Annotated in this window: 15 protein-coding genes; 1 reads left to right on the forward strand and 14 read right to left on the reverse strand. The window is 37.1% G+C overall.

Annotated features, from left to right (window positions below):
* Positions 1–27: 27 nt before the first annotated feature.
* The 14 genes from EMTOL_RS14855 to EMTOL_RS14920 form a co-directional block, all read right to left on the reverse strand.
* Positions 28–2,277, reverse strand: a complete 2,250-nt coding sequence (locus EMTOL_RS14855) for a DUF7133 domain-containing protein (protein WP_015030129.1) — start codon at positions 2,275–2,277, stop codon at positions 28–30.
* A 13-nt stretch (positions 2,278–2,290) separates the two neighbouring features.
* A complete protein-coding gene (locus tag EMTOL_RS14860) occupies positions 2,291–4,288 on the reverse strand; it encodes an NPCBM/NEW2 domain-containing protein (RefSeq protein WP_015030130.1) in 1,998 nt (665 codons plus the stop codon).
* A gap of 18 nt (positions 4,289–4,306) precedes the next feature.
* Complete coding sequence (locus EMTOL_RS14865) at positions 4,307–5,815, reverse strand: alpha/beta hydrolase-fold protein (RefSeq protein ID WP_015030131.1); 1,509 nt, start codon at positions 5,813–5,815, stop codon at positions 4,307–4,309.
* A 10-nt stretch (positions 5,816–5,825) separates the two neighbouring features.
* Positions 5,826–8,192 (reverse strand): GH92 family glycosyl hydrolase, encoded by a 2,367-nt coding sequence (locus tag EMTOL_RS14870; RefSeq protein ID WP_015030132.1) that lies wholly within the window; start codon positions 8,190–8,192, stop codon positions 5,826–5,828.
* A gap of 14 nt (positions 8,193–8,206) precedes the next feature.
* Positions 8,207–9,913 (reverse strand): hypothetical protein, encoded by a 1,707-nt coding sequence (locus EMTOL_RS14875; RefSeq protein ID WP_015030133.1) that lies wholly within the window; start codon positions 9,911–9,913, stop codon positions 8,207–8,209.
* A 43-nt stretch (positions 9,914–9,956) separates the two neighbouring features.
* A complete protein-coding gene (locus tag EMTOL_RS14880; RefSeq protein WP_015030134.1) occupies positions 9,957–11,333 on the reverse strand; it encodes a 3-keto-disaccharide hydrolase in 1,377 nt (458 codons plus the stop codon).
* Positions 11,334–11,426: 93 nt separating this feature from the next.
* Entirely contained in the window at positions 11,427–13,289 is a 1,863-nt protein-coding gene (locus EMTOL_RS14885) for a RagB/SusD family nutrient uptake outer membrane protein (RefSeq protein WP_015030135.1), read from the reverse strand.
* A gap of 21 nt (positions 13,290–13,310) precedes the next feature.
* The gene (locus EMTOL_RS14890) at positions 13,311–16,613 is read right to left on the reverse strand and encodes a TonB-dependent receptor (protein ID WP_015030136.1); all 3,303 of its coding nucleotides are present in this window, start codon (positions 16,611–16,613) and stop codon (positions 13,311–13,313) included.
* Between the two features lie 303 nt (positions 16,614–16,916).
* Positions 16,917–17,996 (reverse strand): FecR family protein, encoded by a 1,080-nt coding sequence (locus EMTOL_RS14895; RefSeq protein ID WP_015030137.1) that lies wholly within the window; start codon positions 17,994–17,996, stop codon positions 16,917–16,919.
* Between the two features lie 65 nt (positions 17,997–18,061).
* A complete protein-coding gene (locus EMTOL_RS14900) occupies positions 18,062–18,679 on the reverse strand; it encodes an RNA polymerase sigma factor (protein WP_015030138.1) in 618 nt (205 codons plus the stop codon).
* Between the two features lie 363 nt (positions 18,680–19,042).
* Positions 19,043–19,486, reverse strand: a complete 444-nt coding sequence (rplI, locus tag EMTOL_RS14905; RefSeq protein ID WP_015030139.1) for a 50S ribosomal protein L9 — start codon at positions 19,484–19,486, stop codon at positions 19,043–19,045.
* Between the two features lie 99 nt (positions 19,487–19,585).
* Positions 19,586–19,840: a 30S ribosomal protein S18 gene (gene rpsR, locus EMTOL_RS14910; RefSeq protein WP_015030140.1), complete on the reverse strand. Its 255-nt coding sequence runs from the start codon at positions 19,838–19,840 to the stop codon at positions 19,586–19,588.
* Between the two features lie 16 nt (positions 19,841–19,856).
* The gene (rpsF, locus tag EMTOL_RS14915; RefSeq protein ID WP_015030141.1) at positions 19,857–20,249 is read right to left on the reverse strand and encodes a 30S ribosomal protein S6; all 393 of its coding nucleotides are present in this window, start codon (positions 20,247–20,249) and stop codon (positions 19,857–19,859) included.
* 139 nt (positions 20,250–20,388) lie between these two features.
* Positions 20,389–20,841, reverse strand: coding sequence for a type I restriction enzyme HsdR N-terminal domain-containing protein (locus EMTOL_RS14920; RefSeq protein ID WP_015030142.1), 453 nt, complete (start codon positions 20,839–20,841; stop codon positions 20,389–20,391).
* Between the two features lie 120 nt (positions 20,842–20,961).
* Here EMTOL_RS14920 and EMTOL_RS14925 point away from each other — a divergent pair, with 120 nt between their 5' ends.
* A complete protein-coding gene (locus EMTOL_RS14925) occupies positions 20,962–21,735 on the forward strand; it encodes an AMP nucleosidase (RefSeq protein WP_015030143.1) in 774 nt (257 codons plus the stop codon).
* Positions 21,736–21,760 lie beyond the last annotated feature (25 nt).

Raw genomic sequence — 21,760 nt, forward strand, 5'->3', positions numbered from 1 at the left:
TCGTTTAACAATTAGATTCTTTAAAGATTATTTTTCAAAATCTGTTTCGAGTAATTGTTTTTCACTGAATACTCCACCGCCTAGAGGTTTTTTATCTCTCAACTTTTTTACTTCACTTGCCGCAATATTTTTTCCATCTTTGGCGAAAGCATTTTGTGTGAAACGAATAATATCAGCTATATCTTGGTCGCTTATATCTTTGTTGTTGGCCAAACCAGGCATTTCGTTATTTAATAAATATTGTTTTCCATTTACAGTTATTGGTCCGCTTAAACCGTGTAAAATAATTGAGGCTAATCTTTTCATTGAGCCATTGATGTATTCTGAATCTTTCAATGGTGGAGCTAAATCTTGGATGCCTTTTCCGTCAGCACCATGGCAGGTCGCACAAATTGAGCGGAATAATTGTAATCCTTTAGTACGGTTATCTACTGCATTTTTCTCTTTTACAAAAATTAGATTTAGCTCTTTTTTCTGGCGATTACTGATTGCCAAAGTCAAGTTGTTCTTCAATAATGCTGATGGATTCTGAGTATTAAGGTATTGCTCTTCCTTTCCATCAAGACTACTTACTATTGCTTCTTGGAAAACTTGTTTATCGGCATATTTTTTCTCAATTTGAGCTAAATTTGACAAAAGGCTAGTGTCGCCAGTTTTGAGCCAAGAATTTAAGCAAATAGCTAAATAAAGGTCGATTGTTTCGTTGTTTTGTGACTGTAAATCTTTAAATATAAGCTTAATCTTGGCCAAATTTGTTGTATGGGCAAAATGCTCAGTAAGAACTAAAGCATGAGCAAGGGTTTCAGGTTGTTTTGATTTTGTCAAGACATCAGATATTATTTTAAAGCTCAAAGCATTTAATCCATCCAGTACATAAAGAGCATGAATAGCGGTTGAATAATCGTTGTTGATTTGCGTAAGTGCTACCAAATCTTTAACGATTGAGATATCTTTTTTCTGAATTAATAATTGTTGGGCTCGGTCTCTCAACCAGCCATTATGGTGGCTTAGTAATACCAATAAATCTTTGGAGTTTACTTTGCTCAAGTCTGGAATCGGATGGAGTTTGGTTGATTTATTTACTACTTTCAAAATACGTCCTGCATTTTGTAGGGTATCTAATTTTTTCTTGGAAAGTTCTTCAGTTAAATACTGAGAAATATAAGCTTTATGTTGAATAATGCCTCGGTGCATATCAACGATATACATTGCTCCGTCAGGTCCATTAAATAAATTGACTGGACGGAATCCTTCATCGGTTGATGCAATAAATTCTTTTTCAGCAATGGCTTGATTAGCAGTAGTTTGGGTGCTGTTGAAGGTTAGGGTATTGCGTTTGATTAGATTGGCTTCTGGCACACAAACAAAGGCGTTTTGGTGGTAAGCATTGGGGAAAGCTCCACCTCTATAAATCAATGGCCCACAAGAGGCAGTTACGTTTGTGAGATAACCTTTTTCATCTAAAACATCTTTTTGATAACCACGATTTACGGAAGTTTGATGAATTGGGAAAACTCGATTGTTAGAGAGCTTTTGTCCTTCAGCTATCAAAGGTTTAAAGTATTTATTTCTGATAACTTTATTTGGTAAAACAAAATCGCCTTGAAGTTGAACGCTATTGTTGTTGTAATAAAGCCTTCCGAAGTTATCATGTGTTATCCCCCATTGACCTCGATTAGTAGTTGGTTCTTTCAACCATTTTCCATTTTTTAGTTGATATCTGAAATTATAATTAGCATTATAAATCCAATTATCAATATTCATCATTAGTCCATTGGAGCTATGTTCTACATTCCCACCTTCTGCGTAAATTGGGTCAACGAGTGTTTTTTTGCCCGGTTTATCATTTTTAATCTCTACAAACCAAAGTTTTGGGCCATCTGTATATAAAAGGCCTCCATACACAAGAGCCATTGCACGAGGTAAAACGAGTTTATCTAAAAAAACTTTTGAATGGTCAATGATTCCATTTTTGTCGCGGTCTTCTAAAATTGAAATTCGACCATTGGGCTCGTCTTCACCGATACCTTCAAGATTAGGCATATAGCCAATCATTTCAACTACCCACATTCGACCTTTATTGTCAAAATCCATGCTTACTGGTGCTTTCAGTAAAGACTCAGAGGCAATGACACTCAGTTCAAAACCATCTTCGATTTGGTAGCCTTCCAACGAAATTTTAGGCTCGTTAAAAGAAATTATTTTAAAACCAGCAATGAATGTAGAAAGTATCAGTATTGAGGCAAATACTCTTTGAAATGATATTTTAGTCGTCATTTTTGTTTATTGTCTAGTTTTTTGGAAATACTCGAAGCATTATTACTCCATGATGAGGTATGCTTGTTTTGAATGTATTTTTAAAATTTCCCAAGTCTTTCTGTTGCCAGACATCTCTTATACGGAAATTACCTTTAAGTCCAATTTGATTGAGTTTCAAGACATAATTTGTGGATTTTTCATCGCCCCAACGGAAATATGATTCAGGTGTTTTTCCAAAATGAGCAATGTTGAATAGCCCAACCGCATACGAACCATCCTCCAATGATTTTACCCAAATCTGTATGCCATCATCATCTGAAACTAATCTAGCGGGTTTCCCCAATGGGTCTTGGTTGATTTCTATTACTTCATCGTTGGTTAAAAGGTTTAGTGTAAAAGCGTCTAACTGCTCAATGGGGCAGCCAATCAGTAAAGGTGCTGATAGTAAGCTAAATAGACTTACATGACTATACTGCTCATCGGGCGTAAGGCGTGTAGGATGAAGTTCAGAGCCTGTTGTAACATTGCCCAAAATCATCATGTCGGGGTCGAGCCAATGGCCATGTCCACCGTATAGAGCCCATTTGTCGAGTGTAAAAGCAGATAGATAAAGGCTCAACCAAGAATCTCTGATGTCGGGGCCCGTACGAAATGTATTGCTTAACTTTGCCCAATCTTTGGCATTTGAAAAGGGTGCTGAATTTGAAATACTGTAAACAATATCTCTTCCTGAGTTTTTTAAAGCCGCCGACATTCTTTCGGCCGATGGAACTTCAATTCTCCAATCATATTTTAAATAATCTACTCCCCAAGTAGCCATTTGTTTGGCATCATTTTCTTCAAAATGATATTTGCCAACATAGCGAAAAGCTCGTTTATTGTTTTTGATAGAATCAGTGATTTTTCCATCAACAAAATCTGAAGAACCGCCAATGTAACCTGCGTAGCTTGTTATCATGGGCGTAGAATAAACTCCAAGTTTCAGCCCTTGACTATGGATATAATCGGCCATTTCTTTGAAATTTGGAAATTTTTCGTTGGGTTGAATGGCATTAAAAACGCCACCTCGCTGCCCTTGCCAAGCATCATCAATATTTATGTACGTCCAGCCATGTTGGTTGAGTCCCATTTTTATCATGGCATCGGCCGAGGCGATTACTTTTTCTCGGTCGATGTTTCTTGCCCATGAATTCCAACCGTTCCAACCGATTGGAGGAGTAAGAGCAATCGTATCTCCGATGATAATTTTTAACTCCTTTTTGATTTCGCCAAAGGCATTTTTAGCCACTAAAGTGCTTGTATAAGTGCCTTTTTGAGCTACTTTTCCTGTAATTTGCCCAGTTTTTGAATCAAGTGAAAGACCTTGTGGTAAGTTTTTTGCTGTAAATTTCATCGGTCGTTCGCCCGTAGCAGCAATGGTATAAAGGAATGGGTTATTGGGTCTTGCTCCAAAAAGTTTAGGTGAGTTAATTTTAGGCTTTTTGTCAGGTTTGGGTGTTAGAATGTATTTTTCATCGGTATTTGGCATCGTTTGCGGAATAAAATCATCTTTCATAACAAACTTAGCATCTGCCCAATTGGAGTAGGAACGATTAAATCCATTTTCTTCAATCGTAACTAAAAGTCCTAAGCGTTTAACGCCTACAAGACTTACTTTTACTTGTTTGGGGGCATCTCCAAGTTTCATTTCACCACTTTCAAACAGTATTTTTCTATCGCCGATTACATAAAATTTTAGTGGTAAATCTTTTACTCCTTTATCGTCAACCCCAACCATGGCCGAAAACTCGGTGGCGTGGCCATTTAAAAAAAATGATAAAACACTGGTTGAGCTTACACCCACACCGTGTTTATAGAGTTTACCATTTATTTTCATTGAATCCCCGCCTGCATTGGTTTTACCTAAAACCGCAGGAATTCCCTCTGAAAATGATTTAATTTTCAAGTCATCGAGCCAAATAGATTTTGTTTGGGCAAAGCTGTGTGTATATAGCCCCAATACGGCAAGAAAAATGATTATCTTATTCATGTGATGTGTAATGAACCGTTATTTTTTCGCAATTTTATTGGCAATCAAAGTCAAAACAGCCTTATCGCTCCATTCTTGTCCATGCCCTGCCATAGCAGTAAATGAAACTTTTGCATCTGATTTAGGATTTTCGGTTTTATCTAAAAACTTTTGTAGAAACCTTGTGGCAACATTTGAGTAAAGTCCATCCATATCGCCCATCCAAATCCATATTTTGCCTTGTAGCTTTGGGCCAAGTGTTGGCCAGTTTTTCTCTAAAACCTTTTTCAAATCATACTTCTCCCATTGTTTAGCAATGGTATGGTCGATTTTTCCCGTGAATGGGTCAAACATTAGTGAAGGTAAATTATTCGCTCCTTTTGGGCCAAATACGGCATTATAGGCTCCAAACTGACCACCAGAAACTAAATAATTACCTGTTCGACTATTGAGGTTTTCTCCTGCAATCCAATCTTTCATCGAGAAAGTTGGTTCTCCATAAATTGTTCTTCGGCCTGGTTGTAAATAGCCATAGCGATTAAAAAAAATAGATTCATCTTGATAGATATTAATGAGTCCGTAGTGTTCAAAATCAACGGGGTCTGGGCTATATGACCACGTGCCATCAAAAAAATCAGGATAAAAGATTTGCAGAGCTAGCGATACCCAGCCTCCAGTAGAATTTCCTGTCAGAAAACGCATTTTTGATTCGGATTTATAGCGAACTTGCCTTTCGATTTCTGGAATTAATTCTTCAAGCAGTGCTTTGCCACAAGGGCCATTATTCTCGGAATCAACTTGGTAGGTATCGCCGTAAGGGCCTTGCGAATCAAGAAAAACGTAGATGATTTGTGGTGCGTTTTTACTAAACCACCAATCCGAAAAATCTTTGTTATTGACTATTCCGTTGATGGCCGTGTAGCGTCCGTTTAGCCCTGCTGCTCGGTAGCAAATCGGATAAGTTTTGTCAGGATTTTCAAAATAACCCGATGGCAATAAGATTGAAGCCTTCAAAAAACGAGGTTTACCCGAAAACTCTGAAAGTATTTTGCTCTTTATCTCAACTGCGGTTACAAATTGATGCTTAATTATACTCGTTGGCTGAATAATTTGATTGAGTGTAAGATTCAGTTGAAGGTTGTTAGAAAACAACACCGAATCTATATTACTATACAGATTTCCTGCAACATTCTCTTGGCCATCTTCAATGTTTTGTTTGTAAACTACCTGAAAATAATACTTATCAGTAGCATTTGGTTTTAGTTTATCTAAGCCAATATTTAAAACATTTTTATTTTTGGAGTCCAGCAAAAAAGCTGAATTTGTCTCCCAATTCTGGGGCGTTACACCGAAGGCAATTTCTGAGCGAAGCCGAGGCTCTCGCTCATGTTGCTTGGTTACGTGTAGAATTAATCGCCCACCTTTGATAAATGATTTTCTAGTTTCAGGAGCAATCGCAATGTTTACACGCCAAGATACGAGGTCTTGAGCTTGTACGAGAATTGGTACAAATAAGAGCAACAAAAAAACGATGTTCTTCTTTTTCATTTAAAATCTATCACTTTAAATTAGTGGTCATTGATGGTGGTGCTTGCTCAGGCTTACTACCCCAGTTTTTATTAGGATTTGCTCCCATATCTAAGGTTAATTTTCCGCCTTTTATAACTGTTTCGTGCAGAATCCAAGGTTTTTCTAAGGCTTTATCGTTTAGTTTAGCCGACTGGATATAAAGGTTTTTTGATGAATTATTCTTGGCCTCAATTGTAAATGTTTTGCCAGAATAATACTTCGGATTTAAGTGAAATGTAATTTTTTTGAAAATCGGACTACTAATTTCGTAGAACGGGTCGGGTGAAGTACCGCCATTGGTTGAGAAAATCCCCGATTTCATTAAAACCGCCAAACTTCCCATGAGTCCTTGGTCCTCATCGCCACTGTAACCAAATTGGGGTGAAAGTCCACTATAAACCTTGTCGATTACTTGTCTTGACCAATATTGCGTCAACCACGGCGAACCAGCGTAGTTAAACAAATAAGCTGTTTGAATACTCGGCTGATTACCATAGTTGATATACACTCGGCGTAATTCCTCTAAAGTTTCTTTATCGTGCGATTTCCCCGAAACAAAATCGTGTTTTTGTGCTTTTTCAAACGAAGAATTAAGCTTTGTAGTAAATGCTTCTCTGCTTCCCATTAAATTTATTAAGCCTTGCACATCGTGCGGCACAAACCAAACATATTGTGCGGCATTTCCTTCTTCCCAACCATTATCGTAGCGTAGAATATCCACTGGTTCGGCCCATTTGCCGTCGAGTGTGCGGTTCCACATCCAACCAATATCAGCATTCCAAATATTTTTATAGTTGGTTGCACGCTTCATAAATAGCTCATAATCTTCATTTTTGCCCAGTTTTTTTGCCATTTGTGCCAATGTATAATCTTGATAGGCGTATTCGAGCGTTTGGGTAGAACCATCTTGATGAAAACCATATTTAATGTTACTAATTGGGTGTGGCACATAGCCTCGTTCCATGTAGTATTCAATACCACCGCCTTTGAAAGTGTTGTGTTCGTAGCCTGCTTTACTCATCATTCCACCAGGAAAATGATTTTTTCGTAAACCTTCATACGCTTTTTCAATATTAAAACCCTTGATTCCTTTCATGTAGGCACTTACAATAAATGGGGTAGTGGCTGCACCCGTCATTACGTAGGTGTAATTACCTCCCGCAGGACCACGAGGAATGAGTCCACCATCTTGATACATCATGACCATCGAGTTGATAAACGATTCGGTAACTTCTGGATATACTAAATGCCAGAGAGTATTGATTGTCCATTGTGCCCCCCAAAACGAATCCGAATTATGGTGATTGTAGGTTGGTTTACCATTTTTATCGAGCGGAATTTGTCCAATTCTGCGTTCGGGTCCCGTCATATCAGAATATTTACCATTTACATCTGAAATAATACGTCTTCCTTGCAAAGCGTGCCACAAATCCGTATAAAAGCGACGTTTTTCGGTGTCTGTTCCTCCTTCAATTTCTATTCTGCTAAGCCATTTATTCCATTCCTCACGGCTTTCTTTGACGGTTTTTTCAAAATCCCAATGTGGCAACTCACTCGTTAGATTCAATCGGGCTTGCTCTTCACTCACATACGAGATGGCTACTTTCATTTTTCTAACTTCACCTGTTTGTGTCGTAAAGTTTATGTATGCCCCAATTTTTTCGCCTTCAATGCTACTATTTACTTCTTCTAACTGACCTCTTCTCCAGCCTTTTAGAGAGTCGAAAGGTTTATCAAACTGTGCCACAAAAAAAACAGTTAACGTTTTTGGACGGCGAATCGTAGGAGCCATGATGGCATAGCCTTCTATTTCTTGATTATTCACTTTTTTTATAAAGCCTTTTTGGGTATCAGAAGGGCCAAGAAATGTTGAAAAATCAAAGAGAATTTGGCTTTTTGCTGATTTTGGGAATGTATATTTATGAAAACCTACTCGGGTGGTTGAAGTGAGTTCGGCAGTTATTCCATAAGCATCTAAAACAACTTTATGATAGCCAGCTTTGATAATTTCGGTTTTGTGTGAAAACTTAGAACCATATCTGCTTGAACCTAAATGACCTTTAAATTCTCCAGTGGTAGGCATTACAGGAATGCCAGATAACTGCCATCCATGCACATGACTAAAGCACTTAATACTGTCTTTTTCGTAGCGATAGCCAGCGTTCCAGTCGGCATCAATGGCATTATCGGGGCTAAGATTGACCATCCCAAAAGGGCGAGTGGCCGAATTGAAGAAAAACCAACGAGAATTGGCGGCATCTACCAATGGATATACCAAATCAACTGGTTCAACCTTTGCCTTTTGAGCAAAAACGTAACTTGAAATAAACAGAAAAAATACTAAAAATCTTTTCATTATTAATTTTGAATTTATGAAAGTTTAATGGTGTGTTTGAAAGGAGTAAATCCTGTCAGATAAACGGTTGGGGCTTCTAATGGGGGCAATGCTCCACGCAAGATAATATTCTTATGTTCGAGCTTCCCCGAACTAAAATGAATACTATCATTACCTACGGTATAAGAGCCTTTTTGCTCAGAAAAAAGATAAGCATTATCTTTTTTTGTTGACTTTACTACTCCCGAAAACGTACCACCTGCTCGAAAAATTAATTCAAGTGAAACTGGAACCCCATCGGTGCCGCTCATACTGATTTCGATTTCAAGGCCATTTTCTGTCTCTTTTATCTTTACAACTGTCCCTAACTGTTGGATTTCACTTTGCTTACGGAGCGTCCTTGGCATTTTGTCCAAGTCGCCATCGGGAGATATTTTATCTTTGTCAAGTGGTTGATAATAAGGGCCTTCGAGCGATTTTTGCAAAACCCAAGTATCGCCTTGTTGTTCGATTTTTTCTGATTGAAATTGACCTTTACCAAAAAACGAAGCTGCTACTCGCATAGCTTGCAAAACGGCATTGCCTTTATGAAAAGTAAGCCAACCCGTGTTGTTTGATAGAATGGTAGTATCCCAATTATTACGTCGGATACGCACCACGCCCGAGTATGGAAATGCCTTTGCGTAGCTGACTGGTAAAGGCTTATCGGCTGGTAATTCCTTCCAAAGTGTTGGGTCTTCTAAAAAATAGTCGAGATAAGCCGCCAGTTGCTCTTTTGTACTGGTTCTTTCAATTTGTCGAGCCATTGCTGCCATTTGACCATTGTTTTTTTGCAATGCCATAAAACGGTAGCAATAATAATATTTCGACATATTACCGATTGTTCCTTTATCTTGTCGGTTTGATGCTTCCGTAACGACCTCGCCATTAGGATGAACGTAGTACAGGGTCATTTCGAGGTTTTTCAGCACAGGCTCTAAAAGTTCGGGCTTGTTAAGTCCCTTAGCCATAATTATCAACGAGCGATTAACAATAGGAGAGTAGCTATTGGTACTCTTTTCGGTATATTGTCCATCTGGGTCTAAATCAATATGTTCGGCAAGCCATTGGTCAATACGATTGAGATAGCGTTTATCAGGAAATAACTCATTTAATTTTGTTAGAGCTGCAGAAACTACCCAACGGTGGTTTGGAGTGTGAATACCGCCCACAATTAGGCCTCCTCCCGCATTTTTTAGAAATTTCTGTAATAAATCAAGGGTATTATCAGCACCTTTGGTATTTGATTGTTTTAGAAACTTGTAGGCAGGAACCATGTTTTCTAAAATAAAAGCAGTATCGGGCGTTGAATGAAAATTAGTTGCTAACAAATCAATCGTTCCATCGCTGTGCTGAAATTGAAGCATTGCTTTGGTAGCAGCTTCTACATCTTTCAAAACCTCGTTTGATTGATAAAACGAAGACTCTGGACACGACATCAGCATACAAGCCTTGCCAATAAAACCACTCGTTGAATGTGGATTTGGAATTTCCACATCATCCATGTAACCACCCACGTATTTGTGCGATGGGTCAGTCACTTTAAATGTCTTGAAACTAAGTAATTGTTGGTCATGAATTTTAATCCATTCAAGTAGCCAAGTGGGTTTAGTTGCTGATTTTTGTTGAATTGAACTAAAACCAACGAAAGGCAAGGCACAAAGCGAAGTAGCTCCCATTGCTACAAAATTTCTTCTATTCATGGGTGGTAGATATTTTAATAAGTTTGTTGGTGAAGTATTTTGCTTATAATTCTCTGATTTTTATGCTTCTGAAATGGACCTCATCGCCGTGGTCTTGCAAGAGGATATGTCCAGAAACCGCTTGGGCAAAATTTTGATAACTATTGTATTTGCTCTTCGCAACGAGGTTACGAAATATTTGAGAATGGCGGTCGTATTCAACCATTTTTAGGTTGTTTAACCAGTGTTCTACGTGTCCATCTTTTGAAACGATGCGAAGTTTATTCCATTTTCCTGGCGGATTCATTCGTTTATCATTATTACCTTCCGAAAGATTTTCAGCTGTAATTAAATCATAGAGTGAACCCGTAGTGCGGTTACCGTTTACACCTGCTTTGGCATCTGGGTGAACTTTGTCGTCGAGCATTTGAAATTCTGGACCTAAGCCAGTACCCGCTCTTTTCTTGCGGTCTTCAACGACAAAATATTTTAAGCCACTGTTTGCACCAGTTGTAAGTTTGAAATCTAATTCAAGTTCAAAATTTGAAAACTCTTGATCGGTTATGATGTCACCGCTTTTTATTAAGGAATCTTTTTTAGTTCCGAGAACTTTCAAAATGCCATCTTGAATCGCCCAACCGACTGTCGGAAATTTATCATCATTAGCTAAACGCCAACCTGCGGTAGTTTTACCATCCCAAAGTAAACGCCAACCTTTTCGTTGCTCATTTTCGGATAATTGATTGATTAGATAGCTAACTTCTGGGGCTTCTTCACCACCTCTCCAAACAACATCTTTTAAGTTTTCGGTGGCAATTCTGATATTTTTCCATTGTACTGTTAACCCAACTTGTTCTTCTCGCTTGATTTGATGTACTTGTAAAGCAATAAAGCCACGAGCTGTTTGTGGGTCTAAGAGATTCGCACAAGGAATACCATTGACCCATGTTTTTATGCTATTTCCAATCGCTTCGATATGATATTTATTCCAATTACCCGTTTTGAATGCCCTTCGTCCTTTCTGATTAACTGATAGTGGGTATAACCAACCATTACGTCCTTCGTCGAAGATGCCACCACTCCAAGCTCTATCACCAGGGTCAATTTCTACTTGGTATCCGTGTACTTTACCTGCTTGAATATTTGGGTCGCTAATGCTTCTGATTTGTATTCCTGAATTTAAACCCGTTTCTACTTTTACTTCTAATTCTAAGACAAAATCGCCGTAAAGTTCTTCGGTGCACAAGAATGAATTAGGTGTATTGAGCTGAGAAACACCAACTATCGTTTTGTTTATAATTTTGTATTCTGCATTGCCATTTTTCTTGGTCCAACCTTTTAAGTCTGTCCCATTGAAAAGGTTTTTCCATTGGGCATGGACAAATGAAAAATTACAGATTAGCAAAAAAGTGCTAAGGGTTGAAAGTATGTTTTTTTTCATGTTTAGGGTTGGAATGATGGTTAGAGAGGAAAAAAGAGAAGAAGAAAGTTCTTCCTCTCTTTCAATTTCTAATTATTAACAAATCTACTTTAATTAATATCCAGGGTTTTGTTTCATCGCAGGGAACGACAAGTCGATTTCGCTTTGTGGAATTGGACGTAAATAATGCTTTTCGGCAATAGCTTGTCCTTTCACCCAAGGGTTGTACTTTTTCACTCTATCCACTAATTTACCTGTTCTTTTTAAATCGAACCAGCGGCTATATTCACCCATAAATTCTCTAGCTCTTTCATCCAAAATCAAATCAATTGTAATATTAGATGCCGTGGCTCTGTATGAAGCTGTTTCAAGTGATTTTTGGTTCTCAGGAGCAGCGGCACATTGTGGGTCTGTACCTTTTTTAGTACCTAAGGCACGGTCAAGAACACGATTATAGTAAACTTCTGCACCACCTAGTTTGCTTCCTTTACCACCTTTAACAATAGCTTCGGCTGCAATTAAGTAGGCTTCAGCCGAACGGAAGATACACTCGTTGAATGTTCCGTAAGCATCACCGTAAGGAATACCCGGCTGCCAAAACTTCCACATTAACGGAGCCTGAACATTTAAACCCGAATTATCAATTGGGTAGCCACCTCCGTATTCATCGGTATTTACAACTGCATAGTTTTTCTTTCCGCCTAAGTCAACACCTCTTTCGGCTAATGTTGTTGCAGGTTTGTTCCATGGGCGGCATAGCAATACCGTATCGCCAGCAGCAAAGCTTATTTTTAAGTTTGGATTAGAAAGAGGAAGGGGTTTATAGTCTTTTACTGCCGAAAGAGCATAACCAACACTCACAAAATTATGAGCATAACGAGTATCATTATCAGGGTCGAAGAAGCGATAAGTGGCTGTATTGATTTGATGAACACCAAGACAACGATTATAGTCGGTTGTGCGTCCTTTGCTACCAATGAAACCTTCGCCACTTGGACCAAATTTAGAATGTAAATCATTCCCACCTGCCGCATCTTGTGTAAAGGCAGGGTCTGTTTTATTAGTCAATACATCACTATTATATTGTACTGCGAATATAATTTCTGGATTTTTATCATTTTGAGCTCCAGTATATTGTGTCAAGGGATTATTTGAACGTTTTGGAAATAAATCACTGTAATTAGTGGCTAAAGGATACGCATCAATGATTTTATCGGCGTATTGAAGAGCTAAATCGAAATCTGTGCTTGAGCCACCAAGTGAGTTGTTAAAATTCCAACCTCTCGTTAAATAAACTCTCGCTAATAAAAATTGGGCTGCTCCTTTCGTAATGCGTCCGTAGTTTGAAGCGACTGTCGGTAATTTTGCTTCACAATCAAGCAAATCTGCAATGATTTGTTTGTAAACATCGGCCGCAGGCACACGAGGGAAATCCTTCTGTGGAGTAGTTGTTTCGGTCAATGGCATTGGAATATCGCCCCATTGTTGTACTGCATAGAAAAAGCATAAAGCTCTCAAGAATTTTGCTTCTGATAAGCGTGTGTCTTTCAAGGTAGCATTCATGGTTGTGATGTCATTGGCACGAGAAACTACCGTATTTGTTCGAGCGATTTCGGCATAAAGTAATTGCCACAGACTTTGAACCTCAGGCAATGTTGCATTAAAACGGGCATCATATACATCATATAAGCTTGGTTGATTTTCTTTTCCATTGACCGCCGAAGGGTTCCAACCACCTTGTGAAGAGAAAATATCAGTACCATTCAGAACTAATATTCTGTTTTGATGAATATTTCTCAATAAAGGATAGCACGAACGAACCAAATCTTCAAAACCAGCTTCTGTTTTGTAATAAACATCGGTAGTAAGGGTTGATTTGGGAACTTCATCCAAAAATTGGTCTTTACAACTTGTTAAAACAAGAAATAAACTTGTAACAAGCCAAAAATTATATCGTTTGAATAATATTGTTTTCATTGTTATTCTGCATTTTAGAAATTAAAAACTAACATTAAGACCAATACTTACCGTCATTGAAGGTACATCGTCTTGGTAAATGGCTGAGTTAAACTCTGGGTCAAATCCTGTGTATTTTGTGAAAATAAATGGATTAAGTACCTGCGTGTATATACGTGCAGTTGAGAGTTTGAATTTCTCCATTGCACCTTTGGGTAAGGTATAACCAAAAGTGATGTCAGAAATTCTTAAGAAGCTAGCATCTTGATAAGTAATAGCTGCACGATAAGGGTTCGCAGCTACTGCTCCAAAATAAGTGTTCGATGGATTATCACTTCTCCAATAGTCTAATGATGCTAAGCTATTGTAGCGTGTACCGAGTTCACCAAAAGTGCCCGATAATGTATTGTTTTTATATTCTGTTCCGTTTCTATAATATGTAAAGAATGAAAGGTCGAAGTTTTTATATTTGAAGCGATTTGTAATACCTACAAGGAAATTAGGTAGGGCAGTTCCTAAAATCATACGGTCATCAATGCCTTCGGTTGAAGAAATTTGTCCATCATTATTGGCATCAACTACTCTTACTGAGCCAGGAACTTGTTTGTATTTGGTAGCTAAGTCTTTTTCTTCAGTTTGCCAGATTCCATCAAATTTATAATCAAAATTTGATTTAATCGGATAGCCTACAAATAACTTATTGCCTTTGTCGATAGTCTGACCTTCACCGTATAGTGAAAGTAATTTATTATTATTTTTAGTGAAAGTTAAGGTTGTATTCCATGTAAAGTTTGTTCTTGCTACATTGACTGTATTCAATAAAATTTCAATTCCCTTGTTCTGAATTTTACCCACATTTGAAATTACTTGCGAGAAACCCGAAGTAGTTGGTAGTTTTTGACTTAAAATCAAATCAACTGTTTTTCTGTCGTAAACTTCCACTGTTCCAGCAATTCGGTTTCTGAAAAATCCAAAATCTAAGCCTAAGTTTAATTCTTTACTTCTTTCCCAACGTAGGCCTTTATTTCCTAAGTTTTGAGGAGCAAAACCGTAAGCGGCTGTACCGTCAAAGTCATAACCAGTATTTAATAAACCCGCTTGTGTGCTGTACGGATTTACAGTTGAGTTTCCTACTTCTCCGTAACTTGCTCTTAGTTTTAAATTCGATAGAACTTTTACGTTTTGTAAAAATGATTCATCAATCAATCTCCAACCTAAAGCTACCGATGGGAAAAATGCCCATTTATTGCCCGCAGCTAGTTGTGAAGCCCCATCAGAACGACCAGTTACTGTCAATAAATATTTATCATTGAACGTATAATTGATTCTACCCATGTATGAGGCAATTGAACGCTCAACTAATGAACTTCCGAAAGAAGTAATAGTACCAGTATTTAATGAATACCAGTCAGAATCAAATGGTAAATCTTTTACAGCAACTGTGTAGCTTTCGTTTCTTTGATAAAATGCACTTTGTAAGCCAGTTAGTGTAATTTTATGCTTACCCAAATCAAGATTATAATTAATGATATTATCGAGGGTATAGCTGCCTATCAAACGGTTATCGTATTGTGTACGGGGTTTAGTACCGATTTGAGATTTTGACCACATACCTCTAAAATCACCGATTCTTGAAGTTCCATAAGTAGCCGAAAGCGAAGAACGTATGCTCAGACCTTTAATGGGTGTGTACTCAACATAGGCATTTCCCATGATATTAGCATTAGTTGTCTGTAATTTCGATACTTTTGGGTCGGTATCGCTCAGTGGATTTGGTACTTGCTTATCGTTGATACCCATCCAAATTGCCAAACCATTGAAGTTTACATCTTGGTTTTCACTTGGGTTTGCTAAATCAGCATAATAAACCGTTCCAGTTGGGCGTGCTCGGTATGCTCCTCTCAAAGATTCCTGTGAACCTAAATTTTGGTCTGAATAAGTAACATAAGAAGTAAATCCAACTTTAAAGTGTTCGCCTAGTTTACTATCAAGGCCAGCATTGAGGTTATATCTTTTATAATCAGTACTAATTACATTACCTTGCTCTAGTAAATATCCACCCGAAAAACGATAGGTTGTTTTTTCTGTTCCACCTGCTACACTAATATTATGATTGGTTTGAGTCGCTGGTTTGGTTACTAGACCAACCCAGTCGGTTGTAACCCCATTTTGAATATTGGCCATTTCGGCCGATGTAAAAGTTGCTCCTGTAGCACCTTCTAAAATTCTATCTGTATATGCAAGTTTGTAAAATTGCTCACTGGTCATCATTTTTGGTAAGTGGGCAGGATTTTTAACGCCAACGTAAGAATCATAGCTTACTTTAGGTTTTCCTGATAATCCTTTTTTCGTGGTAATCAATATTACGCCGTTTGCTCCTCTAGCTCCATAAATAGCAGTTGATGAAGCATCTTTTAATACATCCATCGACTGGATATCATTGGGGTTGAGCGTATTGATATCGCCACCCATCAATCCATCAATTACAACTAAGGGTGCGGTAGAGTTATTGATAGTATTTTCGCCTCTAATCGTAATATTATACCCACTTCCTGGGCGGTTATCCGACTTCGTTACCGTAGCACCAGCTACTTGTCCTTGTAAAGCTCTTGCAGCAAGCGTTGGATTGGCTCTGACGATATCTTTCGATTGAATAGATGATAAGGCACCAGTTAAATCACGTTTTTTCTGTTCACCATAACCTACTACAACTACTTCTTCAAGGGCTTTATCATCTGGTTTGAGCGATACATCAATCGTTGTGCGGTTTCCAACAACTATTTCTTGCGTTGAATAACCAACAAAACTAAAAACCAAAATAGCTTTATCACTCGGTACTTCTAAGCGATAGTTTCCCGCAACATCAGTTGTAGTACCTCTCGTAGTACCCTTAATGGCTACACTCGCACTTGGGATGGGTTCACCTTTTTCATCGGTAACCCTTCCTGAAAGCATTTGTAGAGCTTTAATGGTTTCGATAGTATTTTGTGGTAATGAAAGCTGAGGCTCATCAATGAAACCCATTGCATTTTTGAAAAGCAAAATTTGCTTTCCGTTTACCTCGTACGAAATTTGTAAAGGTTTGAGTAATTTATCTAAGACCTCTTTCAAAGACTCATTCCTTACTTCAATAGATATTCTTTGTCCAATTCTAATTTCTCTCGGATTATAGACAAATCTCACGCTGGTCGTGTGCTCAATGGTACTTAGTGTTGTTTTCAAAACATCATTGCTTGCTTTGATGCTTATTTTTTGCTCAAGCACATCTTGTCCAGTTACGGTGTGGGCATAAGAAATACCAACTCCAACCAAACTAATTAGCAACTGTAAAAATGAAACTTTCATAAGTTTCTTTATTAATTGAGGGTGAAAATACTCATTCATTAGATTTTGATAAAATTTAGAGTTAATGTATGTATTATCAAAGAAGAAATATAATTATTTGTATTTTATTGAAAATGACACAATACAATAATCACCCACTAAAGATTTTTAGCGTAAAGGGTAGGGCAAATCGAATATACTTAAATAGGGGTTTTGGTAAAAAAGTATCCATAGTAGCTAGGTTTTAACTATGGATAGCAAGAAGTTGATTTAGATACTTGTTTTAATGAAGTTTTTTTTTGAAATAATACAAAATTTTATTTTTTAGCAGCCTTTGCTATGTATAATTATTTGAGCATCAACAATTTCGTAAGTTGAGTGCGTAATTTTACAAATCAGATTTAGCTTATCATAAAGCGATTCATCAGAAAATGAAGCCGTTAAAAAACAGTTCTCCATATTTTTTTCATCGAAAATAATATTGAGCCCATAAGTTTTTTCGAGTATTTCAAAAACCTTCGAAATTGGCGTTTCATCGAAAGTAAAATGCTTTGGAGAGTTTGCGATTAAAACTTCTGGTCGATTGATAATTGATTTTAATAAACGTTCATCAGTAATTGAATAATCTACTTCCTGATTTGGCGTAAGTATTATGCCAACCATCTCGTTTTTCTGTTGGAGTTTTGCTTTTTCAAGGTCTTCTCTCCGATACACTGAAACTTTCCCGGAATGAACTTCAACTTTGATATTATTTTCATTTTCAAAGGCTTTTACCATGAAACTTGTGCCTAAGACCTGCGTTGAAATATGACTCGTATAAACCCAGAACGGACGTTTAGGATTTTTGGTCACATTAAAAAACGCTTGTCCAGTCAGATATACTTCTCGGAGTTGGGTTGAAAATTGTTTAGGGTATCGGATTTTACTCTTAGGATAAAGTGTAACGATACTCCCATCTTGAAGGGTAATTTGTTGGTTTGTAGTTTTATTATTTTCAGTTTCTAGGTAGTTACTACTCAAATTGGAATTAATTTTTTCAGAAGTAATATCACCAGATTCTTGATAGAAATATTTTAGTCCAAAGAAACCAAAGCTTAGTAATAGTAGCATTGAAGCTGCCAACTTGAACGCCCTAGTTGTCCAGAAAGGTATCACTAAAGGGGCTTCTGCAACAATCTTATCGGTAATCGCGTCTAAATCATCATTATCAAGAGAAAGGTCTTTTTCTTCAAGGGTCAATAAAAATGCTTTAGCTATGTTAATGTTTTCGGCACAATCAGGATTTTCTGCTATCCAGTTTTTCCAAAATTCATCATTTTTACTATCAGTATTAAACACCCATTGACGAAATGCTTCATCTCGGCTGAAATCTTGAAAGCTATATTTGCGATAATTTATATTCATCTATATGGAGTATTATTGGTAAGATGCCAAGGCTTGGCCTTTAATACTGTTTTTTTATTATTTTTTTAAGAAATGAATTTGATAAGAAACAAATAATGAATAATCAATCCCGACCAATTCTCTCGAATAGTCTTGAATGCAGCTTGTAATAAGTTAGAAACCGACTGTGCATTTACCCCCATAATTTGTGCGATTTCGTCACGTTCGAGGTTTTGGTAAAATCTCAAATAAATAACTTCACGTTGTCGTTTAGGTAACGTATTTAATAAACTAGATATTTTCTGAATAGTTTCTTGTGAATTTTCTTGTTCAATTATGGCTAATTCCGGTGAAAATTCAGCAAATTTTAAATCATTTTCAATATTAACTATTTCATCCCCATCTGTCTTAATTTTTTGTCGAAAACTTTCACGCAGAATTTTTTTACGAACAGAGCTTAGCAGATAGGCACGTACACTATCGGGTTGGCTAATGTTTTGTCTTCTACTCCAAATTTCCACAAAAACTTCTTGAACACAATCTTTTACGAAGTCTTCGTTTCTAACAAATTTATAACCGTAGTTTAGTAAGGGATTGAAATACTTTTTGATGAGTTTCCCCAAAGCCAATTCACTACCATTCTTTAACTGTTGCCAGAGCTGAGAATCGTTTGTAGTATTTGTTTGACCTTCTTGATAAATCATGGTTCCAATAAAAGTATAAGCCGACTAGCAATTTACATCTTTTTATTTTTTCTGAGATTTATTATAGATAATATTTGTTGAGTAAAATATTTTTTATTCAAAAAAGGGTCTTGCTAGATATAAAAATCTTTGAAATCATCAACACTCGTAATTTTGGTACCCGGGCTTTCAGCTTTAAACTGAAAAATTTGAAAGATTTTTAAAGAGATTTTTCAAAATAGGAGAGAGGAGTTGTAATAAAATTAACGAAGGTATGAAGGTATAGTTCTAAATATGTTGATTATTATGGTGTGAGACATAAATAAACAAAAAGCGTGTATCTCTTTCGAAATACACGCTCTTATATATTTACAAAGCTATAAATTACGCTTCAGCTACTACACTAACAGCTACTTTGTGCTTAACTTCTTTGTGAAGGTCAAGCGTTGCTGAGTAATCACCAACAAATTTAACATCATCCATAGTAATCTTCTTACGGTCGATGTCGAATCCTTTTTCTTTCAAATAATCAGAAACTTGTGTGTTTGTTACACGTCCGAAGATTTTACCACTTTCACCAGTTTTCATAGCGATAGTGATAACCATATCTCCAATTTGTTCAGCAATATTCAAGGCTTCTGTTTTGATTTTTTCTGCCTTGTGAGCCACTTGCTTAAGATTTTCAGCTAAAATCTTGCGGTTAGACTCAGTTGCTAACTGAGCAAAACCTTGTGGAATTAGATAGTTACGAGCGTAACCTGGTTTTACACTTACCAAGTCATTCTTATATCCAAGACCAGCAATATCAGTTTTTAATATTATGTCCATTTTTTAAAACAAATTAAAAATTAAGAATGTAGAATTGAGAATGTAAGAAACACAAAATTGAGAATTACCTCTCATATCTCATATCTCATATCTCATATCTTATTTAAGTCCATCAGCTACGAATGGCATCAAGGCTAAGTGTCTTGCACGTTTGATGGCAACTGAAACCTTACGTTGAAACTTGAGGCTGTTTCCAGTCAAGCGGCGAGGAAGGATTTTTCCTTGCTCATTCACAAACTTCAATAAGAAGTTCGGGTCTTTGTAATCAACATATTTAATACCAGCTTTTTTAAAGCGGCAATATTTTTTACGAGCCTGGTCTTTTCTATCAACAGGGTCGTTAACAAGTGACATTGCGTTATTTTTCATCTTATTCTTCAGTTTCGTTTGATGCTACCGCTTTCGGAGCAGATTCTACATTTTTCTTGCCAATTAAGCCTTTGCTACGGCGTTCGCTATAATCAATGGCATATTTGTCTAATTTCGTAGTCAAATAACGCATTACACGCTCATCACGTTTGTATTCAGTTTCAAGTGTAGCTACAGTAGCTGGAGCTGCTTTGAACTGGAATAATTGATAGTATCCCGTATTTTTGTTTTGAATGGTGTAAGCAAGCTTACGAAGGCCCCAATGTTCTTCATGAACGATTTCGGCACCTGCATCAGTCAATGTTTTTTTGAATTTTTCGACAGCTTCCTTTATCTGTGTGTCAGACAAAACGGGAGTCAAGATGAAAACTGTCTCATACTGGTTTTGAAACATACTAAAAACAGTGTTAAATGGTAAAATTTATTTTCCTCAAAAATGAGGGTGCAAAGGTACAAATAATAATGTATAATGAAAATGATAGATTAAATTTTTTTTGACTTTTTGTCAAGAAAAGCCTCTGAATAACAAGAATTTACCCTTCGAATGCAGCTTTGGGCAAATCTTTGAGTTGTTCAAACTTACCATTTTCAAAATCTACCTTAAAACAAAAGGTGCTCATACCATTCGTAACCGCTAAATAAGGGCAGCGTAGTGTAAGATTGTATCGTGAAGCTTGAGCTACTACGGCTTGGTTGATAGGCACATCGGCCGCCTTACATTCTACCAGCAAATATGGTTGACCAGTATTTTCAAAAACAACGATATCGGAGCGTTTCTGAAGTTTATTGTAAGTCAATCCACCTTCAAGTCTAAGTAAACTTTTAGAATACCCATAGTGAGTTAACAATAAATTAATGAAATGTTGGCGTACCCATTCTTCTGGCGTCAGAACAAGGTATTTCTTTCGAATCGCATCATAAATATAAGTTTTACCTTCTGATTCCTTGATTTTGTAGGCGAATGTTGGAAGATTAAGTTGCTGCATTAAAAAAGATTTTTTGTATGAGTGAACTAAATTTATCAATTTTCGGTTGGGTACTCTAATATCCTGTACTGAACAAAAAATTCTTACAGCATTTATCAACAAATTTACGTCATAAAAATTATGCAGACAAAAGAAGAAATCGTCAAAAACTGGTTGCCTCGCTACACTGGAACTCCACTCGAAGAATTCAGACCATACATTTTACTTACTAACTTCGGAAACTATGTGGAGATGTTTGCTGAGAAATTCGGAGTTGAAGTAAGAGGTCGTGACCGTGCAATGCAAACGGCATCTGCTGGAAATATCACCATCATCAATTTCGGAATGGGTAGTGCGGTGGCCGCAACAATCATGGATTTACTCACAGCAGTTTCGCCAAAAGCTGTTCTTTTCTTAGGAAAAGTTGGTGGTTTGAAAAAAACAACTAAACTCGGCGACCTCGTACTTCCAATCGCTGCTATCAGAGGAGAAGGAACAAGTAATGATTATGCTCGTCCAGAGATTCCTGCTCTTCCTTCATTCCGTTTACAAAGAGCGGTGAGTTCAATGATTAAAAAACACGAACTTGATTACCTAACAGGTACGGTTTATACAACCAACCGCCGTGTTTGGGAACATGATGAAGCTTTCAAAGAATACCTTCGTGAATTACGTGCAATGGCCATTGACATGGAAACTGCTACCATCTTTATAGTTGGTTTTGTAAATGCTATTCCTCATGGAGCTTTATTGTTGGTTTCTGATAACCCAATGATTCCAGATGGCGTAAAAACTGAAGAAAGTGACAAGAAAGTGACAGGTCAGTTTGTGGAAAGGCATTTACAAATTGGTATCGATTCACTCAACGAATTGGCTAACTCAGGCGAATCTGTGAAGCACTTAAGATTTGAGTAATGTTGAAATATGGTGCTGATAGTGT

This window comes from Emticicia oligotrophica DSM 17448 (assembly GCF_000263195.1).
GTDB lineage: Bacteria > Bacteroidota > Bacteroidia > Cytophagales > Spirosomataceae > Emticicia > Emticicia oligotrophica.

Coding starts and splice junctions, on each gene's coding strand:
- EMTOL_RS14855 (WP_015030129.1), bottom strand. CDS start 2,277: ATGACGACTAAAATATCATTTCAAAGAGTATTTGCCTCAATACTGATA.
- EMTOL_RS14860 (WP_015030130.1), bottom strand. CDS start 4,288: ATGAATAAGATAATCATTTTTCTTGCCGTATTGGGGCTATATACACAC.
- EMTOL_RS14865 (WP_015030131.1), bottom strand. CDS start 5,815: ATGAAAAAGAAGAACATCGTTTTTTTGTTGCTCTTATTTGTACCAATT.
- EMTOL_RS14870 (WP_015030132.1), bottom strand. CDS start 8,192: ATGAAAAGATTTTTAGTATTTTTTCTGTTTATTTCAAGTTACGTTTTT.
- EMTOL_RS14875 (WP_015030133.1), bottom strand. CDS start 9,913: ATGAATAGAAGAAATTTTGTAGCAATGGGAGCTACTTCGCTTTGTGCC.
- EMTOL_RS14880 (WP_015030134.1), bottom strand. CDS start 11,333: ATGAAAAAAAACATACTTTCAACCCTTAGCACTTTTTTGCTAATCTGT.
- EMTOL_RS14885 (WP_015030135.1), bottom strand. CDS start 13,289: ATGAAAACAATATTATTCAAACGATATAATTTTTGGCTTGTTACAAGT.
- EMTOL_RS14890 (WP_015030136.1), bottom strand. CDS start 16,613: ATGAAAGTTTCATTTTTACAGTTGCTAATTAGTTTGGTTGGAGTTGGT.
- EMTOL_RS14895 (WP_015030137.1), bottom strand. CDS start 17,996: ATGAATATAAATTATCGCAAATATAGCTTTCAAGATTTCAGCCGAGAT.
- EMTOL_RS14900 (WP_015030138.1), bottom strand. CDS start 18,679: ATGATTTATCAAGAAGGTCAAACAAATACTACAAACGATTCTCAGCTC.
- rplI (WP_015030139.1), bottom strand. CDS start 19,486: ATGGACATAATATTAAAAACTGATATTGCTGGTCTTGGATATAAGAAT.
- rpsR (WP_015030140.1), bottom strand. CDS start 19,840: ATGTCACTTGTTAACGACCCTGTTGATAGAAAAGACCAGGCTCGTAAA.
- rpsF (WP_015030141.1), bottom strand. CDS start 20,249: ATGTTTCAAAACCAGTATGAGACAGTTTTCATCTTGACTCCCGTTTTG.
- EMTOL_RS14920 (WP_015030142.1), bottom strand. CDS start 20,841: ATGCAGCAACTTAATCTTCCAACATTCGCCTACAAAATCAAGGAATCA.
- EMTOL_RS14925 (WP_015030143.1), top strand. CDS start 20,962: ATGCAGACAAAAGAAGAAATCGTCAAAAACTGGTTGCCTCGCTACACT.